Below are 19,849 nucleotides of genomic sequence, written 5' to 3'. Positions count from 1 at the left end.
GTAGCGCATCTTTCTTTACGGTCAACCGGCAAGGTGTTAAATTGATCACGTTTTAGACCATTTTTTCGTCGCTACCACCAAAAATGATAAGGGCGAAAAAGGGTAACGGTTATCTTTTTGAAATACTGCGGGTCCGCTGTTATTCGTGTTTTGAATAGCTTGCGACACCCGGAAACATCAGGCGATACGTCTTGTACCTCTATATTGAGACTCTGAAACAGAGACTGGATGCCATTAATCAACTGCGTGTGGATCGCGCGCTTGCTGCCATGGGCCCTGCTTTCCAGCAGGTATACAGTCTGCTGCCGACATTATTGCACTATCACCATCCGCTGATGCCTGGCTACCTTGACGGTAACGTTCCCCAGGGCATTTGCCTTTTCACGCCTGATGAAACCCAACAGCATTACCTGAACGAGCTGGAACTCTACCGCGGCATGCCGCCACAGGAGTCTCCAAAAGGTGAACTGCCGATTACCGGCGTTTACTCTATGGGGAGCACCTCATCGGTAGGGCAAAGCTGTTCTTCGGACCTGGACATCTGGGTCTGCCATCAGTCCTGGCTCGATAACGACGAGCGTCAGCTGCTGCAGCGCAAGTGCAGCCTGCTGGAGAGCTGGGCGGCCTCGCTCGGCGTGGAAGTAAGCTTCTTCCTGATTGATGAAAACCGTTTCCGCCATAACGAAAGCGGCAGTCTGGGTGGTGAGGACTGCGGCTCGACTCAGCACATCTTACTGCTGGATGAATTTTACCGTACTGCCGTGCGTCTGGCCGGGAAGCGTATTCTGTGGAATATGGTCCCGTGCGAAGAAGAAGAGCATTACGATGACTACGTCATGTCGCTTTACGCGCAGGGCGTACTGACGCCAAACGAATGGCTGGATCTTGGCGGCCTCAGCTCTCTGTCAGCCGAAGAGTACTTTGGCGCAAGCCTCTGGCAGCTCTATAAGAGTATCGACTCACCGTACAAAGCGGTGCTGAAAACGCTGCTGCTGGAAGCCTATTCCTGGGAATACCCTACGCCGCGCCTGCTGGCGAAAGATATCAAGCAGCGTCTGCACGACGGGGAGATCGTCTCCTTCGGGCTGGACGCCTACTGCATGATGCTGGAGCGCGTGACCGAATACCTGAAAGCCATTGATGACACCACGCGTCTTGACCTGGTGCGTCGATGTTTCTATCTCAAAGTCTGTGAGAAATTGAGCCGCGAGCGCGCCTGCGTGGGCTGGCGTCGTGAAGTGGTCAGTCAGTTAGTGAAAGAGTGGGGATGGGACGAAGCGCGTCTGTCCATGCTCGACAACCGGGCCAACTGGAAAATCGATCAGGTGCGTGAAGCGCACAACGAACTGCTCGATGCGATGATGCAAAGCTACCGTAACCTGATCCGCTTTGCGCGCCGTAACAACCTCAGCGTTTCCGCCAGCCCGCAGGACATCGGGGTATTGACCCGTAAGCTGTACGCCGCGTTTGAAGCGCTGCCGGGCAAAGTCACCCTGGTTAACCCGCAGATTTCGCCAGACCTGTCAGAACCGAACCTGACCTTTATCTACGTGCCGCCGGGCCGCGCAAACCGCACCGGATGGTATCTGTATAACCGTGCGCCAAGCATGGACTCAATCATCAGCCATCAGCCGCTGGAGTATAACCGCTACCTGAACAAGCTGGTGGCCTGGGCCTGGTTTAACGGCCTGCTGACCTCGCGCACGCGCCTGTTTATCAAAGGTAACGAGGTGGTAGATCTCGCTAAGCTGCAGGAGATGGTCGCGGATGTGTCGCACCACTTCCCGCTGCGTCTGCCTGCCCCAACGCCGAAAGCGCTCTACAGCCCTTGCGAAATTCGCCATCTGGCGATTATCGTCAACCTGGAATACGACCCGACGGCGGCCTTCCGCAATCAGGTGGTTCACTTTGACTTCCGCAAGCTGGACGTCTTCAGCTTTGGCGAGCAGCAAAACTGCCTGGTGGGCAGCGTCGATCTGCTGTACCGCAACTCGTGGAACGAAGTGCGTACCCTGCATTTCAACGGCGAGCAGGCGATGATCGAAGCGCTGAAAACGATTCTCGGCAAGATGCACCAGGATGCCGCACCGCCGGACAGCGTTGAGGTGTTCTGCTACAGCCAGCACCTGCGCGGTTTAATTCGTACCCGCGTGCAGCAGCTGGTTTCTGAGTGTATCGAACTGCGTCTGTCCAGCACCCGTCAGGAAACCGGGCGTTTTAAAGCGCTGCGCGTCTCCGGTCAGACCTGGGGCCTGTTCTTCGAACGTCTGAACGTGTCGGTACAGAAGCTGGAAAACGCCATCGAGTTCTACGGCGCGATTTCACACAACAAGCTGCATGGCCTGTCGGTGCAGGTGGAAACCAACCACGTTAAGCTCCCGCAGGTGGTGGACGGATTCGCCAGCGAAGGGATTATTCAGTTCTTCTTTGAAGAGTCGGGCGACGATGCCGGGTTCAACATCTACATTCTGGATGAAACCAACCGCGCCGAGGTGTATCACCACTGTGAAGGCAGTAAAGAGGAGCTGGTGCGCGACGTCAGCCGCTTCTACTCCTCTTCGCATGACCGTTTCACCTACGGCTCAAGCTTTATCAACTTTAACCTGCCGCAGTTCTACCAGATTGTGAACGTCGACGGACGTACGCAGGTGATCCCGTTCCGTACACAGGCCGTAACGCCAGCCGCGCCTGCCAATCAGGACACCGCGCCGCTGTTGCAGCAGTATTTCTCCTGAGCCTTTTCGCTCGCCCGGTGGCGGCTACGCCTTACCGGGCCTACAACAGTTCGAACCCGTAGGCCGGGTAAGCGCAGCGCCACCCGGCAACAAAACTACCTGAAACTCACAGCCTCACCCGCCTGCGCGGTCGCCGCCTGTTCCAGCAGATCCCAGAACGGTACGCCGCTACGGTCGCAAACCCATTCCCCGTCCTTCAGATCGAAATGATAGCCGCCCTGTTTCGCGGCCAGCCACACCTGGTGAAGCGGCTCCTGGCGGTTAATAATAATTTTGCTGCCATTTTCGAAGCTCAGGGTCAGAATGCCGCCGTTGATTTCACAATCGATATCGCTGTCGCCGTCCCAGTCGTCAAGACGCTCTTCGATGGTCATCCACAGGTTGTCGGCAAGGCGATGGAATTCACTGTCGTTCATGGTTTTGTTCCTGTTTTTCGTGATGCCGGCAGTATAACCCTAAATAATTCCCGTTGCAGGAAAGCGGCAAACTCTTGCTTTTGTGTCTTCTCCTGCGATGATAGAAACAGATTTGAACTTACGGGCAACTTTATAATGAAAAACGCTTTCCGAACGCTTGCCGTTCTCATCACGCTGTTTAGCCTGACTGGCTGCGGACTGAAGGGACCACTGTACTTCCCACCTGCGGATAAAACCGCGCCGCCGCCGACGAAACCCGTGCAAAGCGGCATTGAGTCTACCACGCCAAATACTAACGATCGTGGCGACAACGGTGGCCCGACTCAGGTTAATCTCTGACGACAACGTTCTGTACCCGCGCAATGGAGCAAATGATGCAGTTCTCTAAAATGCATGGCCTTGGCAACGATTTTATGGTCGTCGACGCGGTAACGCAGAATGTGTTTTTCTCCCCGGAACTGATCCGTCGCCTGGCGGATCGGCATCTGGGCGTGGGGTTCGATCAGCTGCTGGTGGTCGAGCCACCGTACGATCCCGACCTCGATTTCCACTACCGTATTTTTAACGCGGACGGCAGCGAAGTTAACCAGTGCGGCAACGGCGCGCGCTGTTTTGCCCGCTTTGTCCGCCTGAAAGGGCTGACCAACAAGCGTGATATTCGCGTCAGCACGGCCAATGGCCGCATGGTGCTCAGCGTCACCGATGATGAGCTGGTGCGCGTGAACATGGGCGAGCCTAACTTCGAGCCCTCCGTCGTGCCGTTTCGCGCAAACAAAGCGGAAAAGACCTATATTATGCGTGCGGCCGAGCAGACAGTATTGTGCGGCGTCGTCTCAATGGGTAACCCACACTGCGTGATTCAGGTTGATGATGTGGAAACCGCCGCGGTCGAAACGCTCGGCCCGGTGCTGGAAAGCCACGAACGTTTCCCGGAGCGCGCGAACATCGGCTTTATGCAGGTGGTGAAGCGCGAGCACATTCGCCTGCGGGTTTACGAGCGCGGCGCGGGCGAGACGCAGGCCTGCGGAAGCGGTGCCTGTGCTGCGGTGGCCGTGGGCATCTCTCAGGGGTTACTGGCAGAAGAGGTTCGCGTGGAGTTACCGGGCGGTCGGCTTGATATCGCCTGGAAAGGACCGGGTCATCCACTGTATATGACTGGCCCGGCGGCACATGTCTATGACGGGTTTATCCATCTATGAAACAACCAGGGGAAGAACTGCAGGAAACAGTGACGGAACTGGACGACAGAGCTGTTGTTGATTATCTGCTGCGCAATCCTGAGTTTTTTATTCGCAATGCACGCGTCGTCGAAGAGATGCGCGTGCCGCATCCGGTTCGCGGAACCGTGTCGCTGGTCGAATGGCACATGGCGCGCTCGCGCAACCACATCAATCAGCTTGAAGAGAATATGACGCTGCTGATGGAGCAGGCCAGCACCAACGAAAGCCTGTTCTATCGTCTGCTACACCTGCAGGCGCGTCTGGCGTCCGCGCACAGTCTTGACGAGTTCCTCAGCCGCTTCCACCGCTGGGCTCGCGAGCTGGGGCTGGCGGGCGCAACGATTCGGCTTTTCCCTGACCGCTGGCGCATTGGCGCACCGTCGGGGTTCACCCATCTGGCGCTCAGCCGTCAGGCGTTTGAACCGCTGCGCATTCAGCGTCTGGGCCATGAGCACCACTATCTGGGGCCGCTGAACGGGCCTGAGCTGCTGGTGGTGTTACCGGAAGCCAAAGCGATTGGCTCGGTGGCGATGTCGCTGATGGGGCGCGATGGCGATCTGGGAGTCATGTTATTTACCAGCCGCGATGCGCATCACTATGAGCAGGGGCAAGCCACGCACCTGCTGCAGGAGATCGCCCTGATGCTGCCCGAGCTGCTGGAGCGCTGGATTGAGCGCGTATGATGGACGGACTGCTCGCCACTGACGTCTCGCGCTTTCTGCGCTATCTGGGCGTGGAGCGTCAGCTTAGCCCCATTACCCTGCTCAACTACCAGCGTCAGCTTGATGCCATCATGCAGATCGCCGACGAAATCGGCCTGAAAAGCTGGCAACAATGTGACGCTGCGACGGTACGCGGGTTCGTCGTGCGTAGCCGTAAAAAAAATCTCAGCCCGGCGAGCCTGGCGCTCAGGCTCTCAGCGCTGCGCAGTTTCTTCGACTGGCTGGTCAGCCAGGGGGGCTTAAAAGCCAACCCGGCAAAGGGAATCGCCACGCCGAAAGCGCCGCGCCATCTGCCTAAAAATATCGACGTCGACGACGTAAACCGCCTGCTGGATATCGACCTTAACGATCCGCTCGCCGTGCGCGACCGCGCGATGCTGGAGGTGATGTACGGTGCCGGGCTGCGTCTGTCCGAGCTGGTTAATCTTGATATCAAACACCTCGATCTGGAGTCCGGTGAAGTGTGGGTAATGGGTAAGGGCAGCAAAGAGCGCCGCCTGCCGATTGGCCGCAATGCGGTTTCCTGGATTGAGCACTGGCTTGACCTGCGCGGGCTGTTTGGCAGCGAAGAGGATGCGCTGTTCCTGTCGAAGCTCGGCAAACGGATCTCGGCGCGTAACGTCCAGAAGCGCTTTGCGGAGTGGGGCATTAAGCAGGGGCTGAACAGCCACGTTCACCCGCACAAGCTGCGCCACTCCTTTGCGACACACATGCTTGAGTCGAGCGGCGATCTGCGCGGCGTGCAGGAACTGCTTGGCCACGCGAACCTGTCGACCACACAAATTTATACCCACTTAGACTTCCAACACCTTGCCTCGGTGTATGACGCGGCGCATCCACGCGCCAAACGGGGGAAATAATGCGTTTTTACCGCCCACTTGGTCAGATCTCAGCCCTGACGTTTGACCTTGATGACACCCTTTACGACAACCGCGAGGTGATCCTGCGTACCGAGCAGGAGTCGCTGGCGTTTGTGCAGAACTACCATCCCGCGCTGAAAGCGATACAGAACAAGGACTTTCAGAAGCTCCGTCAGTCCCTGCGGGAAACCGAGCCGGACATTTACCACGACGTGACCGAATGGCGTCGTCGTGCGGTCGAGCAGGCGATGCTCAATGCTGGCCTGAGCGCGCAGGACGCGGCCATCGGGGCCGAAGCGGCCATGGAAAACTTTGCCAAATGGCGCAGCCGTATCGACGTGCCGCAGGAGACCCACGACACGCTGGCGAAGCTTGCCGAAAAGTGGCCGCTGGTGGCCATCACCAACGGCAATGCCCAGCCCGAGCTGTTTGGCCTCAGCGATTACTTTGAATTTGTGCTGCGCGCGGGCCCGCACGGGCGCGCGAAGCCGTTTAATGATATGTACCATCTGGCGGCGGATAAGCTTAACCTGCCGCTGGGTAACATTCTGCACGTGGGGGATGACCTGACCACGGACGTGGCCGGTGCTATTCGCTGCGGGATGCAGGCCTGCTGGATCAAGCCGGAAAATGCGGAGCTGATGACCGCAACCGACAGCCGTCTTCTGCCGCACGTGGAAATTTCACGGTTGGCATCCCTCACGACGCTGATATAATCACCAGTAATATTGTATAAATTACCAGGGGTTTGCAGTTGTAGGCCCGGTAAGCGAAGCGCCACCGGGCGCTTCGCTGTGTTCCTGAATACTATGTGACGGTGCCAATGGACGTTTCTTACCTGCTCGACAGCCTTAATGACAAACAGCGTGATGCGGTTGCCGCCTCACGCACCAACATGCTGGTGCTGGCTGGGGCGGGCAGTGGTAAGACGCGCGTGCTGGTTCACCGTATCGCCTGGCTGCAGAGCGTGGAGAACTGCTCCCCGTACTCCATCATGGCGGTGACGTTCACCAACAAGGCGGCAGCAGAGATGCGCCACCGTATCGCCCAACTGATGGGCACCAGCCAGGGCGGCATGTGGGTTGGCACCTTCCACGGCCTGGCGCACCGCCTGCTGCGCGCGCACCATATGGACGCCAACCTGCCGCAGGATTTCCAGATCCTCGACAGCGAAGACCAGCTCCGCTTGCTGAAGCGCCTGATCAAGGCGATGAACCTCGACGAGAAGCAGTGGCCGCCGCGTCAGGCGATGTGGTACATCAACGGCCAGAAGGACGAAGGGCTGCGCCCGCACCACATTCAGAGCTTCGGCAACCCGGTCGAGCAGACCTGGCAGAACGTTTACAAGGCCTACCAGGAAGCGTGCGATCGTGCTGGCCTGGTGGATTTTGCCGAGCTGCTGCTGCGCGCTCACGAGCTGTGGCTGAACAAACCGCACATCCTGCAGCACTACCGTGAACGCTTCACCAATATCCTGGTGGACGAGTTCCAGGATACCAACAACATCCAGTACGCGTGGATCCGCCTGCTGGCCGGTGATACCGGCAAGGTGATGATCGTGGGCGATGATGACCAGTCGATCTACGGCTGGCGCGGGGCGCAGGTGGAAAACATTCAGCGCTTCCTCAACGATTTCCCCGGCGCGGAAACCATTCGTCTGGAGCAGAACTACCGTTCAACCAGCAACATCCTGAGCGCGGCCAACGCCCTGATTGAAAACAACAACGGGCGTCTGGGTAAAAAGCTGTGGACCGACGGCGTCGACGGTGAACCGATTTCGATTTACTGCGCCTTCAACGAGCTCGACGAAGCCCGCTTCGTGGTGAACCGCATCAAAACCTGGCAGGACAACGGCGGCGCGCTGGAGCAGTGCGCCATTCTCTACCGCAGCAACGCCCAGTCGCGCGTGCTGGAAGAGGCGCTGCTGCAGGTGAGCATGCCGTACCGCATTTATGGCGGCATGCGATTCTTCGAACGTCAGGAAATCAAAGATGCGCTGTCGTATCTGCGCCTCATTGCGAACCGTAACGACGACGCGGCGTTTGAACGCGTGGTCAATACGCCGACCCGCGGGATTGGCGACCGCACGCTGGACGTCGTGCGTCAGGCCTCGCGCGATCGCCAGCTGACGCTGTGGCAGGCGTGCCGCGAGCTGCTGCAGGAAAAAGCGCTCGCCGGACGTGCCGCCAGCGCATTACAGCGCTTCCTTGAGCTGATTGACGCTCTGGCGCAGGAAACCGCCGACATGCCGCTGCACGTGCAGACCGACCGGGTGATTAAAGACTCCGGCCTGAGAACCATGTACGAGCAGGAGAAAGGCGAGAAGGGCCAGACCCGTATTGAGAACTTAGAGGAACTGGTCACGGCGACGCGTCAGTTCAGCTACAACGAAGAAGACGAAGATCTGATGCCGCTGCAGGCGTTCCTCTCCCACGCCGCGCTGGAAGCGGGTGAAGGGCAGGCGGACACCTGGCAGGATGCGGTTCAGCTGATGACACTGCACTCCGCCAAAGGCCTGGAGTTCCCGCAGGTGTTTATTGTCGGGATGGAAGAGGGGATGTTCCCGAGCCAGATGTCGCTGGATGAAGGCGGACGTCTGGAAGAGGAGCGTCGTCTGGCCTACGTGGGCGTGACGCGCGCGATGCAAAAGCTGACGCTAACCTACGCCGAAACCCGCCGTCTGTACGGCAAAGAGGTTTATCACCGTCCATCGCGCTTTATAGGCGAACTGCCGGAAGAGTGCGTGGAAGAGGTGCGTCTGCGGGCGAGTATCAGCCGTCCGGTCAGCCATCAGCGCATGGGCTCGCCGATTGCGGAAACCGACACCGGCTACAAGCTGGGCCAGCGCGTGCGCCATTCGAAGTTTGGCGAAGGCACTATTGTGAATCTGGAAGGCAGCGGCGAGCACAGCCGCCTGCAGGTGGCGTTCCAGGGGCAGGGGATCAAATGGCTGGTGGCGGCCTATGCGAAGCTGGAAACAGTCTAACATTCAGAAAAATATCATTATTTTGTAATAATCTGCTAGCCTTATACAGCGAAGGTCAATTAATGCCCTTCAGCGTTCCGTTGCGTGTTGACGCCATAGTTATAGCTGGCGTAACATGCGCGCACGATTACGCTAAGAGGACATTCGCCTTGGACACACCCAGTAGATACTGGCTCAATTCCCTGTCATCCAGGAACAACTCCTAAGGCTATCTCCTCTTGCTGATGGCCTTAGTGGTTGTCAGCGACCTGCATTATTCCCGTCGCGCTGAGTCAGGCTGTTTAATGGTCTGAAACCCAATTTGTTTCTGTGTGCCCACCGAACTGTCCGATATTTTTTGCATTGGGAGTCCCGGTCATGTTGAGCGCATTTCAACTCGAAAATAACCGACTGACTCGGCTTGAAGCCGAAGAGTCACAGCCCCTCATTGATGCCGTATGGGTGGATCTGGTCGAGCCGGACGACGATGAACGCCTTCGCGTACAATCTGAACTGGGGCAAAGCCTGGCAACCCGCCCGGAACTGGAAGACATCGAAGCATCCGCGCGTTTTTTTGAAGACGAAGACGGTCTGCATATTCACTCCTTCTTCTTCTTTGAAGATGCGGAAGACCACGCGGGTAACTCCACCGTGGCGTTTACCATTCGCGACGGCCGTCTGTTTACCCTGCGTGAGCGCGAGCTGCCGGCATTCCGCCTCTACCGCATGCGCGCCCGCAGCCAGGCAATGGTGGACGGTAACGCTTACGAGCTGCTGCTCGATCTGTTCGAGACCAAAATTGAACAGCTGGCGGACGAAATTGAAAACATCTACAGCGATCTGGAAAAGCTGAGCCGCGTGATCATGGAAGGCCATCAGGGCGATGAGTACGACGAAGCGCTCTCCACGCTGGCGGAGCTGGAAGATATCGGCTGGAAGGTGCGCTTGTGTCTGATGGATACGCAGCGCGCGCTGAACTTCCTGGTGCGCAAGGCGCGTCTGCCGGGCGGTCAGCTGGAGCAGGCGCGTGAGATCTTACGCGATATCGAATCCCTGCTGCCGCACAACGAATCCCTGTTCCAGAAGGTGAACTTCCTGATGCAGGCGGCGATGGGCTTTATCAACATCGAGCAGAACCGCATCATCAAGATCTTCTCGGTGGTGTCCGTGGTGTTCCTGCCGCCGACGCTGGTGGCGTCCAGCTACGGGATGAACTTTGAGTTTATGCCGGAGCTGAAGTGGAGCTTTGGCTACCCGGGGGCGATTATCTTCATGATCCTCGCGGGGCTGGCGCCGTATCTGTACTTTAAGCGCCGGAACTGGCTGTAAAAATCTGGCGGGTGGCGCTTCGCTAACCCGCCCTACGATCGAATTCCCTCTCCCAGTGGGAGAGGGTTAGGGTGAGGGCAACATCACAACCCTTTGCGCACCCTGCGCTGGGTATAAATCGCATCCGCAACAAAGATTGCCAGCGCCACCCAGATAAAGGCGAACGTCACCATCTTATCCGCCCCCGGCACCTCACCGTAGAACACCACCGCCAACAGGAACATCAGCGTCGGGCCAATGTACTGGAAGAAGCCCAGCGTGGAGAGACGCAGACGCGTCGCGGCACCGGTGAAGCACAGCAGTGGAATGGTGGTCACCACGCCCGCCGCCATCAGCATCAGGTTCAGCGACCACGGGTTGCTGCCCATATGGCTGGTGGCGCTGTCGGCGATGCCGAAGAGATAAATCGCCGCCACGGGCAGCAGCCACAGGGTTTCAAACAGCATCCCCGTCTGCGCTTCCACCGCAATCTTCTTACGCACCAGGCCGTAGAATGCAAAGCTGAACGCCAGACCGAGAGCAATAATCGGCAGCGAGCCGAAGGTCCAGAGCTGCACCAGTACGCCGCAGAAGGCCAGAATCACCGCCACCCACTGCATCCGGCGGAAGCGCTCACCGAGGAAAATCATCCCCAGCACGATATTCACCAGCGGGTTAATGAAGTACCCCAGGCTCGCTTCTAGCATGTGATGGTTATTCACCGCCCAGATAAACAGCAGCCAGTTGCCGCCAATCAGCACCGCGGAGAGCGCCAGCAGGAAAATCTTTTTCGGGGTTTGCAGCAGCGTTTTGACGCCCGACCACTGACGGCTGAGGCTCATCAGCGCAATCATAAAGAAGAATGACCAGATAACGCGGTGAGTCAGGATCTCATCGGCCGGAACGTAGGCGATAAGCTTGAAATACGCCGGGGCGATACCCCAAATAAAATAAGCGGCAAGGGCGAGTAAAACGCCCTGCCGCGTCTGTTTAGCATCCATCGGGAAAATCCGTTACAAAAAAGTGAATTAATTTTACCCGATTTTGCCGCCTCAACCCACCATATAAGTGGCGGTTGCGCTGGCGATATATACCTGCTCTTCGTTGTGTAATTCAACGCGCGCCACGGCAACTTTATTTCCCGCGCGCAGTAGGCTGCTGGTACAGGTAAAGCGATTTCCGCGCCCCGGGCGAAGATAGTCGACGCGCAAATCAATGGTGCCCATGCGCGCCAGACGCTGGCGGAGTTCGTCTTCGTTGATGGTGTCATGGCGGGTCAGCGTGCTGCCCACGCAGACCAGACCTGCCGCCACGTCCAGCGCGGAGGCAATCACGCCGCCGTGCAAAATACTTTGCGCCCAGTTACCCACCATCATCGGCTGGTTGTTAAAGCTCAGCTGGGCAAAATCTTTCTCGTAACGCTCCAGCTCCAGTCCCAGCGCGCGGTTAAACGGCATATGGTAAACAAAAATCTCGCCCACGAGTTTTAACACTTCTTCGGCGGTAAGCATGGCTGACATGAGGCATCACATCCTTATTGTTAACGAAATGTTGATTTTATGCCTCGGCAACAAGGAATTCCACTTTCAGAAACGAGGATGCAGCAGTTGTCGCAGAAGTCTGTAGAATGTTCGCCACATAACTATTCAGCTAATTTTACTCTTTTGCAGGAGAACACCACCGATGCGGACGTATCTGGCCTGGTTACTGGCGGCGGTTGCGCTGCCCCTCACAGCATATGCGCAGGAAGCAACGATCAAAGAGGTGCATGATAAACCTGCCGTTCACGGTAGCATTATCGCGAACCTTCTTCAGGAGCATGACAATCCGTTCACGCTCTATCCGTATGACACCAACTATGTGATTTACACCCAGACCAGCGATCTTAACAAAGAGGCGATAAGCTCCTATAACTGGTCTGATAATGCGCGTAAAGATGAGGTGAAGTTCCAGCTCAGCCTGGCGTTCCCGTTCTGGCGCGGTATTCTGGGGCCGAACTCGGTGCTCGGGGCGTCTTACACGCAGAAATCCTGGTGGCAGCTCTCTAACAGCGGAGAGTCCTCGCCGTTCCGTGAAACCAACTATGAGCCGCAGCTGTTCCTCGGTTTTGCAACGGATTATGAGTTTGCGGGCTGGACGCTGCGTGACGTCGAAGTGGGCTTTAACCACGATTCCAACGGTCGCTCTGATCCTACCTCGCGCAGTTGGAACCGTGCCTATACGCGTCTGATGGCGCAGAACGGTAACTGGATGGTGGAAGTGAAGCCGTGGTATGTGGTGGGCGAAACCGATGACAACCCGGATATCACCAAATATATGGGCTACTACCAGCTCAAAGTCGGCTATCAGTTGGGTGATGCCGTGCTCAGCGCCAAAGGCCAGTACAACTGGAACACCGGCTACGGCGGTGCGGAAGTGGGCTTAAGCTATCCAATGACGAAGCATGTCCGTATCTATACGCAGGTGTACAGCGGTTACGGCGAGTCGCTTATCGATTACAACTTCAACCAGACCCGCGTCGGCGTGGGCGTGATGCTGAACGATATTCTCTAGGCTGTTCGAATGTTTTTGCGTTAAACGTTGAAGTTTCTCTCTCAGGCGCTGAAAATAGCGCCTGTTTCATTTCTGGCATATGGGGTTAACGTGGCGCAGGCGGAAGTATTGAATCAGGAGTCGCTGGCTAAACAGGTTTTGCATGAAACCTTTGGCTACCAGCAGTTCCGCCCCGGCCAGGAAACCATCATTGAAACGGTGCTGGAAGGTCGTGATTGCCTGGTGGTGATGCCGACCGGTGGCGGCAAGTCCCTCTGTTATCAGGTGCCCGCGCTGGTGCTTAACGGCCTGACGGTCGTGGTATCCCCCCTTATTTCTCTGATGAAAGACCAGGTTGACCAGCTGCTCGCCAACGGCGTGGCGGCGGCCTGTCTCAACTCGACCCAAACCCGGGAGCAGCAGCAAGAGGTGATGGCCGGTTGTCGTACCGGGCAGATCCGCCTGCTGTATATCGCGCCGGAACGCCTGATGCTGGATAACTTCCTCGACCACCTGGCGCACTGGAACCCGGTCCTGCTGGCGGTGGACGAAGCGCACTGTATTTCCCAGTGGGGACACGATTTCCGCCCGGAATACGCTGCCCTCGGCCAGCTGCGTCAGCGCTTCCCCGAGCTGCCGTTTATGGCGCTTACCGCCACGGCGGATGACACCACCCGTCTGGACATCGTTCGTCTGCTCGGGCTGAACGACCCCTATATTCAGGTCAGCAGCTTCGACCGCCCTAACATCCGCTATATGCTGATGGAAAAATTCAAGCCGCTGGATCAGCTCCTGCGCTACGTCCAGGAGCAGCGCGGCAAGTCCGGCATCATCTACTGTAACAGCCGTGCGAAGGTGGAAGACACCGCCGCGCGTCTGCAAAACCGCGGCTTTAGCGCCGCCGCCTATCACGCCGGATTAGAGAACCACATCCGCGCCGACGTGCAGGAGAAATTCCAGCGCGATGACCTGCAGATCGTGGTCGCAACGGTGGCGTTTGGGATGGGGATCAACAAGCCCAACGTGCGCTTTGTGGTGCACTTCGACATCCCGCGCAATATCGAATCCTACTATCAGGAAACCGGCCGCGCCGGGCGTGACGGTCTGCCTGCGGAAGCGATGCTGTTTTACGATCCGGCCGATATGGCGTGGCTGCGCCGCTGTCTGGAAGAGAAGCCGCAGGGACAGCTGCAGGATATCGAGCGCCACAAGCTCAACGCGATGGGCGCGTTTGCCGAAGCGCAAACCTGCCGTCGTCTGGTTCTGCTCAACTACTTTGGTGAAGGACGCCAGGAGCCGTGCGGCAACTGCGATATCTGCCTCGATCCGCCGAAACAGTACGATGGCCTGATGGACGCGCGTAAAGCGCTCTCGACCATTTACCGTGTGAATCAACGCTTCGGGATGGGCTACGTGGTGGAGGTGCTGCGCGGCGCCAATAACCAGCGTATCCGCGATATGGGCCACGACAAGCTGCCCGTCTACGGTATTGGCAAGGAGCAGAGCCACGAACACTGGGTGAGTATCATTCGTCAGCTGATCCACCTCGGCTTCGCCACGCAGAACATTGCCCAGCACTCCGCCCTGCAGCTGACTGAGGCGGCGCGTCCGGTCCTGCGCGGTGACGTTGAACTCAAGCTCGCCGTGCCGCGCGTCATCGCCCTGAAGCCACGCGTGATGCAGAAATCCTACGGCGGCAACTACGACCGCAAGCTGTTTGCCAAACTGCGCAAGCTGCGTAAGGCCATCGCCGACGAAGAAAACATCCCGCCTTACGTGGTGTTCAACGACGCGACGCTGATCGAGATGGCCGAGCAGATGCCGCTCAGCGCCAGCGAGATGCTCAGCGTCAACGGCGTGGGAACGCGCAAGCTGGAGCGCTTCGGTAAAGAGTTTATGGCGCTCATCCGCTCTCACGCCGACGGTGATGATGAGGAGTAGTCAGCCGGGCGAAAAAGTGCCAGGATGATGACTCACTAAATTATTTCCCCGCGAGCTAATTATGTTAATGCTATTTCTCACCGTGGCGTTAGTGCACATCGTTGCGCTGATGAGCCCCGGCCCGGACTTTTTCTTCGTATCACAAACGGCCGTCAGCCGCTCCCGCAAAGAGGCGATGATGGGCGTGCTCGGTATCACCATGGGCGTTATGGTCTGGGCGGCCGTTGCGCTGCTCGGTCTGAACCTTATCCTGGCGAAGATGGCCTGGCTGCATAACATCATTATGGTCGGCGGCGGGCTGTACCTGTGCTGGATGGGCTACCAGATGCTGCGCGGGGCGCTGAAGAAAGAAGAGAAAAAACCGCAAGAGCCGAAGGTCGAGCTGGCTACGGGCGGTCGCAGCTTTGTAAAAGGGCTGCTGACCAATCTGGCGAACCCAAAAGCGATTATCTATTTCGGCTCGGTGTTCTCGCTGTTTGTCGGCGATAGCGTCGGCGCGGGCGCACGCTGGGGCATCTTCCTGCTGATCGTCGTTGAAACCTTTGCCTGGTTTACCATCGTAGCCAGCCTGTTCGCCTTACCGGCAATGCGCCGCGGCTACCAGCGTATCGCGAAGTGGATTGACGGCTTCGCCGGCGCGCTGTTCGCCGGCTTCGGCATTCATCTCATCATTTCTCGCTAAGCATGACGCGCTGACGCAAGCAGCGCGCCAACCAGCATAAACAGCGAACCAAAGACTTTATTCAGGGCCTTCATCTGCTTAGGCCCTTTAATCCATGCCGCAATTCGCTGCGCCAGCGTCGCGTAACCAATCATCACGATGATGTCGACGATAATGGTGGTCGCGCCCAGCACCACGTACTGCATCACCTGCGGCTGATGCGGAACGATAAACTGCGGGAACAGCGCGGCGAGGAAAACGATGCTCTTCGGGTTGGTCAGGTTGACGAACACCGCACGCTTAAACAGATGGCCGCGGTTTTGCGTCTGAGCCAGCGTATTCAGGTTGATGGAGCCTGCCGCGCGCCACTGCTGGATGCCGAGCCAAATCAGATACGCTGCCCCGGCCCATTTCAGCACCTCAAAGGCCAGCACGGAGCGGGAGAACAGGGTCCCCAGACCGATCCCGACCAGCACAATATGAATGCCCAGCCCGGTCTGCAAACCGGCAATCGACGCTGCCGCACCGCGGTAGCCGTGGTTGATGGAGGTGGTCATGGTGTTAATAGCACCCGAACCCGGAGAAAGGCTGAGGATAATGGATGTCAGCAGGTAGGCGAACCACCATTCGAAGGTCATTTGAAACTCCCGAACCGTCTATTTTTATGCCACAATACGCTATTATTGAGTCATTTTGTGACCGGTGACGAAAAAAACGATATTCCCTGGATTACGTGAGTGGAAACCCAATGTTTCAGCAGAAAAAGGACTGGGAAACACGAGAAAACGCTTTTGCTGCTTTCTCTATGGGGCCGCTGACCGATTTCTGGCGGCAGCGTGAGGAAGATGAGTTTACGGGCATCGGGGGCGTCCCGGTGCGTTTCGTTCGTTTCCGAAATGAAAAAAATGACCGGGTGATAGTGGTCTGCCCTGGGCGTATTGAAAGCTACGTTAAATATGCCGAGTTGGCCTATGACCTGGTCCATATGGGGTTCGATGTCCTGATCATCGACCATCGTGGACAGGGGCTGTCCGGACGTATGCTGCCGGACACGCACCGTGGGCACGTCGATCGCTTCAGCGATTACGTCGACGATTTTGCCGCGTTCTGGCAGCAGGACGTTCAGCCCGGTCCCTGGCGCAAGCGGTATATTCTTGCGCACTCCATGGGCGGCGCCATTTCGACGCTGTTTTTGCAGCGTTACGCGCACCAGTGCGACGCCATTGCGCTCACCGCGCCGATGTACGGTATCGTCATCCGTTTTCCTGACTGGATGGTGCGCCATCTTCTTGACTGGGCTGAGGGCCATCAGCGCATTCGTGAAGGTTATGCCATTGGCACAGGACGCTGGCGCGCGCTGCCGTTCGCCATCAACGTCTTAACCCACAGCCGGCAGCGTTATCGCCGCAACCTGCGCTTTTATGCCGATGAACCGCGCTTGCGCGTCGGCGGCCCGACCTGGCACTGGGTGCGGGAGGGTATTCTGGCCGGTGAGCAGGTGCTGGCGGGCGTAGGCGATGATGACACGCCGACGCTTCTGATCCAGGCGGAAGAAGAGCGTGTGGTGGATAACCGCATGCATGACCGCTATTGTGAACTGCGCGCTGCAGCCGGTCACCCTTGTGAAGGGGGTAAACCGCTGGTCATTAACGGCGCGTTCCATGAGATCCTTTTTGAAAAGGACGCTATGCGCTCAGTCGCGCTTAACGCCATTGTTGAATTTTTCAACAGGCATAATTGATTCTTGTTTTCCACCAGAGGTTGAAATCCCTATGTACCAGGTTGTTGCATCTGATTTAGATGGCACGCTGCTTTCCCCCGACCACACCCTGTCGCCTTACGCGAAAGAGACCTTAAAACTCCTGACTGCACGTGGCGTGAACTTTGTGTTCGCCACCGGCCGCCACCACGTGGACGTGGGGCAGATCCGCGATAATCTTGAGATCAAATCGTACATGATCACCTCCAACGGTGCGCGCGTGCATGATACCGACGGCAACCTGATCTTTACCCACAACCTGGATCGCGATATCGCCGCCGATCTGTTCGGCGTGGTGCATAACAACCCGGCTATCGTCACTAACGTTTACCGCGACGACGACTGGTTTATGAACCGCCATCGCCCGGATGAAATGCGTTTCTTCAAGGAAGCGGTATTCAACTACTCCCTCTACGAACCGGGTCTGCTGGAGCCGGAAGGGATCAGCAAGGTGTTCTTCACCTGTGACAGCCACGAAGAGCTGCTCCCGCTGGAACAGGCGATCAACGCCCGCTGGGGCGATCGCGTCAACGTGAGCTTCTCAACCCTGACCTGTCTGGAAGTGATGGCGGGTGGCGTCTCTAAAGGTCACGCGCTGGAAGCGGTTGCGAAACGTCTGGGCTTCGGGCTGAAAGACTGTATCGCCTTCGGTGACGGCATGAATGACGCCGAGATGCTTTCGATGGCGGGCAAGGGCTGCATCATGCAGAACGCGCACCAGCGTCTGAAGGATCTGCATCCTGAGCTGGAAGTGATTGGTTCTAACGCTGACAACGCGGTACCGAAGTATCTGCGCAAACTGTTCCTTGAATAATCTTCATTCGGTTGTTTATTGCTCAGTTGTCAACTAAAGAGTTCGCTACAATGCCTCTCCTTCTTTCTGAGAGACAAGCATTGTGGCGCTACTCATTATCACCACCATTCTGTGGGCCTTCTCCTTTAGCCTGATTGGCGAATATCTTGCCGGTTCGGTCGACAGCTACTTCTCGGTGCTGATGCGCGTGGGGCTGGCGGCGCTGGTGTTCCTGCCGTTTCTGCGCGCGCGCGGGCAATCGCTGAAAACGATTGTGCTGTATATGCTGGTGGGAGCGATGCAGCTCGGCATCATGTATCTGTTCAGCTTCCGGGCCTACATCTACCTGTCCGTCTCCGAATTCCTGCTCTTTACCGTGCTGACGCCGCTCTATATCACGCTGATTTACGACCTGCTCAGCAGACGCCGTCTGCGCTGGGGATACCTGCTGAGCGCGGCGCTGGCGGTGATCGGCGCGGCGATTATTCGCTATGACAAAGTCAGCGATCACTTCTGGACCGGGCTGATGTTCGTCCAGCTTGCCAACATCAGCTTCGCCATCGGCATGGTGGGCTACAAACGTCTGATGGAAACCCGACCGATGCCGCAGCACAACGCGTTTGCCTGGTTCTATATGGGCGCCGCGATTGTCGCGGTAGCGGCGTGGTTTATGCTCGGCAACCCGCAAAAACTGCCGACCACCGCCGTGCAGTGGGGCGTTCTGGTCTGGCTGGGCGTAGTGGCGTCAGGGCTGGGGTACTTCATGTGGAACTACGGCGCTACGCAGGTAGACGCCGGTACGCTGGGGATCATGAACAACGTGCATGTTCCGGCAGGGCTGCTGGTCAACCTCGCCATCTGGCAGCAACAGCCGCACTGGCCGAGCTTCCTTATTGGGGGAGCGGTGATCCTGGCTTCGCTGTGGGTCCATCGCCGATGGGTCGCTCCGCGCTCCGCACAAACGGAAGATGGTCGCACGCGTGGTTCCGCGCTGAGCGAATAAACGCCTCCGTAATCGGCTGACGCTGCTCGCCATCGCGCACGGCGGCGTACAGTCGGCTCCACAATCCTTCACCCAGGGTTTTGGTCTGCACCAGACCCTGGCGTTCAAAACTCTCCACCACCCAGTGCGGCAGCGCCGCGATACCCATTCTGGCCGCCACCATCTGAATCAGCAGCAGGGTGTTATCCACGCTTTTCAGCTTCGGGCTAATGCCTGCCGGCTGCAGGAAGTGGCGCCAGATATCCAGGCGGCTGCGCTGCACCGGATAAATCAGCAGCGTCTCTGTCGCCAGGTCTTCCGGCGTGATGCGCGTTTTGGCGGCCAGCGGGTGATCCGGCGCCAGCACCAGGCGCACTTCATAATCAAACATCGGCGAATAGTGCAGGCCGCTGCGCGGCAGGATGTCAGAGGTCATGACCAGATCCAGCTCGCCCTGCTGCAGCGACGGCTGCGGGTCAAAGGTCACGCCGGATTTGAAGTCCATCTCCACCTGCGGCCACTTCTGGCGGAAGTTCTCAAGCGCGGGGGTCAGCCACTGAATACAGCTGTGGCACTCAATGGCGATGCGCAGTTTGGTCTGCTGCGGTTCGTTACACGCCTGCAGCGCGCTCGCGATTTGAGGCAGTACCTGATTCGCCAGCTGAAGAAGAATTTCACCCTGCGGCGTAAAGCGTAGCGGCTGGCTCTTACGCACAAAAAGACGGAAGCCGAGGCGTTGTTCCAGATCGCTGAACTGGTGAGAAAGGGCGGACTGGGTCTGGTGCAGCGTGGCCGCAGCCGCCGCGAGCGAACCGCAGTTCCGCAACGCTTGTAGCGTTTTCAGGTGTTTAATCTCGATCATGAAAGTCCTTCACTTCGCCATGAACATATTGCGCTTGAGGAATATACAGTACCTGCCAATTATAGAAGTGTAAACATCTGGACGTCTAAATAA

General features: G+C 57.6%; 20 protein-coding genes. 15 read left to right on the top strand and 5 right to left on the bottom strand.

All coding sequences use genetic code 11. The features are described 5' to 3' along the window. Positions 1-191 precede the first annotated feature (191 nt). Entirely contained in the window at positions 192-2,735 is a 2,544-nt protein-coding gene (gene cyaA, locus ACWKXN_RS20675) for a class I adenylate cyclase (protein ID WP_023309629.1), read from the top strand. Between the two features lie 95 nt (positions 2,736-2,830). Here the strand turns inward: cyaA and cyaY are convergent, their stop codons facing one another. Continuing rightward, entirely contained in the window at positions 2,831-3,151 is a 321-nt protein-coding gene (gene cyaY / locus ACWKXN_RS20670; RefSeq protein ID WP_023333807.1) for an iron donor protein CyaY, read from the bottom strand. A 135-nt stretch (positions 3,152-3,286) separates the two neighbouring features. Here cyaY and lptM point away from each other — a divergent pair, with 135 nt between their 5' ends. The 8 genes from lptM to corA all read left to right on the top strand — a co-directional run bounded on the left by lptM (position 3,287) and on the right by corA (position 10,247). Further along, a complete protein-coding gene (gene lptM / locus ACWKXN_RS20665) occupies positions 3,287-3,490 on the top strand; it encodes an LPS translocon maturation chaperone LptM (protein WP_014885650.1) in 204 nt (67 codons plus the stop codon). Positions 3,491-3,525: 35 nt separating this feature from the next. After that, the gene (gene dapF, locus ACWKXN_RS20660; protein ID WP_008501545.1) at positions 3,526-4,350 is read left to right on the top strand and encodes a diaminopimelate epimerase; all 825 of its coding nucleotides are present in this window, start codon (positions 3,526-3,528) and stop codon (positions 4,348-4,350) included. Beyond that, entirely contained in the window at positions 4,347-5,054 is a 708-nt protein-coding gene (locus ACWKXN_RS20655; RefSeq protein ID WP_023309626.1) for a DUF484 domain-containing protein, read from the top strand. The genes dapF and ACWKXN_RS20655 overlap by 4 nt, the downstream gene beginning before the upstream one ends. Further along, positions 5,051-5,953: a tyrosine recombinase XerC gene (gene xerC / locus ACWKXN_RS20650; protein ID WP_033146901.1), complete on the top strand. Its 903-nt coding sequence runs from the start codon at positions 5,051-5,053 to the stop codon at positions 5,951-5,953. The genes ACWKXN_RS20655 and xerC overlap by 4 nt, the downstream gene beginning before the upstream one ends. Then, positions 5,953-6,669 (top strand): 5-amino-6-(5-phospho-D-ribitylamino)uracil phosphatase YigB, encoded by a 717-nt coding sequence (yigB, locus tag ACWKXN_RS20645; protein ID WP_033146900.1) that lies wholly within the window; start codon positions 5,953-5,955, stop codon positions 6,667-6,669. The genes xerC and yigB overlap by 1 nt, the downstream gene beginning before the upstream one ends. A gap of 107 nt (positions 6,670-6,776) precedes the next feature. Beyond that, positions 6,777-8,939, top strand: a complete 2,163-nt coding sequence (gene uvrD, locus ACWKXN_RS20640; protein WP_033146899.1) for a DNA helicase II — start codon at positions 6,777-6,779, stop codon at positions 8,937-8,939. A gap of 149 nt (positions 8,940-9,088) precedes the next feature. Continuing rightward, the gene (gene ysgD / locus ACWKXN_RS20635; protein WP_212743980.1) at positions 9,089-9,145 is read left to right on the top strand and encodes a YsgD/CorL family protein; all 57 of its coding nucleotides are present in this window, start codon (positions 9,089-9,091) and stop codon (positions 9,143-9,145) included. Between the two features lie 151 nt (positions 9,146-9,296). Next, positions 9,297-10,247, top strand: coding sequence for a magnesium/cobalt transporter CorA (gene corA / locus ACWKXN_RS20630; RefSeq protein ID WP_008501540.1), 951 nt, complete (start codon positions 9,297-9,299; stop codon positions 10,245-10,247). A gap of 83 nt (positions 10,248-10,330) precedes the next feature. Here corA and rarD read toward each other — a convergent pair whose 3' ends face one another. Continuing rightward, positions 10,331-11,227 carry an EamA family transporter RarD gene (gene rarD / locus ACWKXN_RS20625; RefSeq protein ID WP_023309622.1) on the bottom strand — a complete coding sequence of 299 codons (897 nt, stop codon included), beginning with the start codon at positions 11,225-11,227 and terminating at the stop codon, positions 10,331-10,333. A gap of 51 nt (positions 11,228-11,278) precedes the next feature. Then, positions 11,279-11,746, bottom strand: a complete 468-nt coding sequence (yigI, locus tag ACWKXN_RS20620; RefSeq protein ID WP_008501538.1) for an acyl-CoA thioesterase YigI — start codon at positions 11,744-11,746, stop codon at positions 11,279-11,281. Positions 11,747-11,909: 163 nt separating this feature from the next. Between yigI and pldA the strand changes: the two genes are divergently transcribed. The 3 genes from pldA (at position 11,910) to rhtC (ending at position 15,381) form a co-directional block, all read left to right on the top strand. Further along, positions 11,910-12,779, top strand: a complete 870-nt coding sequence (gene pldA, locus ACWKXN_RS20615; RefSeq protein ID WP_023333803.1) for a phospholipase A — start codon at positions 11,910-11,912, stop codon at positions 12,777-12,779. A gap of 90 nt (positions 12,780-12,869) precedes the next feature. Beyond that, positions 12,870-14,699, top strand: a complete 1,830-nt coding sequence (gene recQ, locus ACWKXN_RS20610) for an ATP-dependent DNA helicase RecQ (RefSeq protein ID WP_029741834.1) — start codon at positions 12,870-12,872, stop codon at positions 14,697-14,699. A 61-nt stretch (positions 14,700-14,760) separates the two neighbouring features. Next, positions 14,761-15,381 carry a threonine export protein RhtC gene (gene rhtC, locus ACWKXN_RS20605; RefSeq protein ID WP_025757538.1) on the top strand — a complete coding sequence of 207 codons (621 nt, stop codon included), beginning with the start codon at positions 14,761-14,763 and terminating at the stop codon, positions 15,379-15,381. On the opposite strand, the gene rhtB is transcribed toward rhtC, so the two are convergent. Continuing rightward, positions 15,378-15,998 carry a homoserine/homoserine lactone efflux protein gene (gene rhtB / locus ACWKXN_RS20600; RefSeq protein ID WP_008501533.1) on the bottom strand — a complete coding sequence of 207 codons (621 nt, stop codon included), beginning with the start codon at positions 15,996-15,998 and terminating at the stop codon, positions 15,378-15,380. The two genes, rhtC and rhtB, sit on opposite strands and share 4 nt — an antisense overlap. Before the next feature lie 110 nt (positions 15,999-16,108). On the opposite strand from rhtB, the gene pldB reads away from it, so the two are divergent. The 3 genes from pldB (at position 16,109) to ACWKXN_RS20585 (ending at position 18,915) form a co-directional block, all read left to right on the top strand. After that, positions 16,109-17,101, top strand: coding sequence for a lysophospholipase L2 (gene pldB, locus ACWKXN_RS20595; RefSeq protein WP_033146896.1), 993 nt, complete (start codon positions 16,109-16,111; stop codon positions 17,099-17,101). A gap of 31 nt (positions 17,102-17,132) precedes the next feature. Next, positions 17,133-17,933 (top strand): sugar/pyridoxal phosphate phosphatase YigL, encoded by an 801-nt coding sequence (gene yigL / locus ACWKXN_RS20590; RefSeq protein WP_029741831.1) that lies wholly within the window; start codon positions 17,133-17,135, stop codon positions 17,931-17,933. 82 nt (positions 17,934-18,015) lie between these two features. Beyond that, the gene (locus tag ACWKXN_RS20585; RefSeq protein WP_224979788.1) at positions 18,016-18,915 is read left to right on the top strand and encodes a carboxylate/amino acid/amine transporter; all 900 of its coding nucleotides are present in this window, start codon (positions 18,016-18,018) and stop codon (positions 18,913-18,915) included. Here ACWKXN_RS20585 and metR read toward each other — a convergent pair. Then, entirely contained in the window at positions 18,803-19,756 is a 954-nt protein-coding gene (gene metR / locus ACWKXN_RS20580; RefSeq protein WP_454544276.1) for an HTH-type transcriptional regulator MetR, read from the bottom strand. The two genes, ACWKXN_RS20585 and metR, sit on opposite strands and share 113 nt — an antisense overlap. Positions 19,757-19,849 lie beyond the last annotated feature (93 nt).

Source organism: Enterobacter sp. UPMP2060, assembly GCF_053709655.1.
The sequence above is the reverse complement of the archived record's forward strand: the minus strand, read 5'-3'. Positions and strand labels throughout refer to the sequence as shown.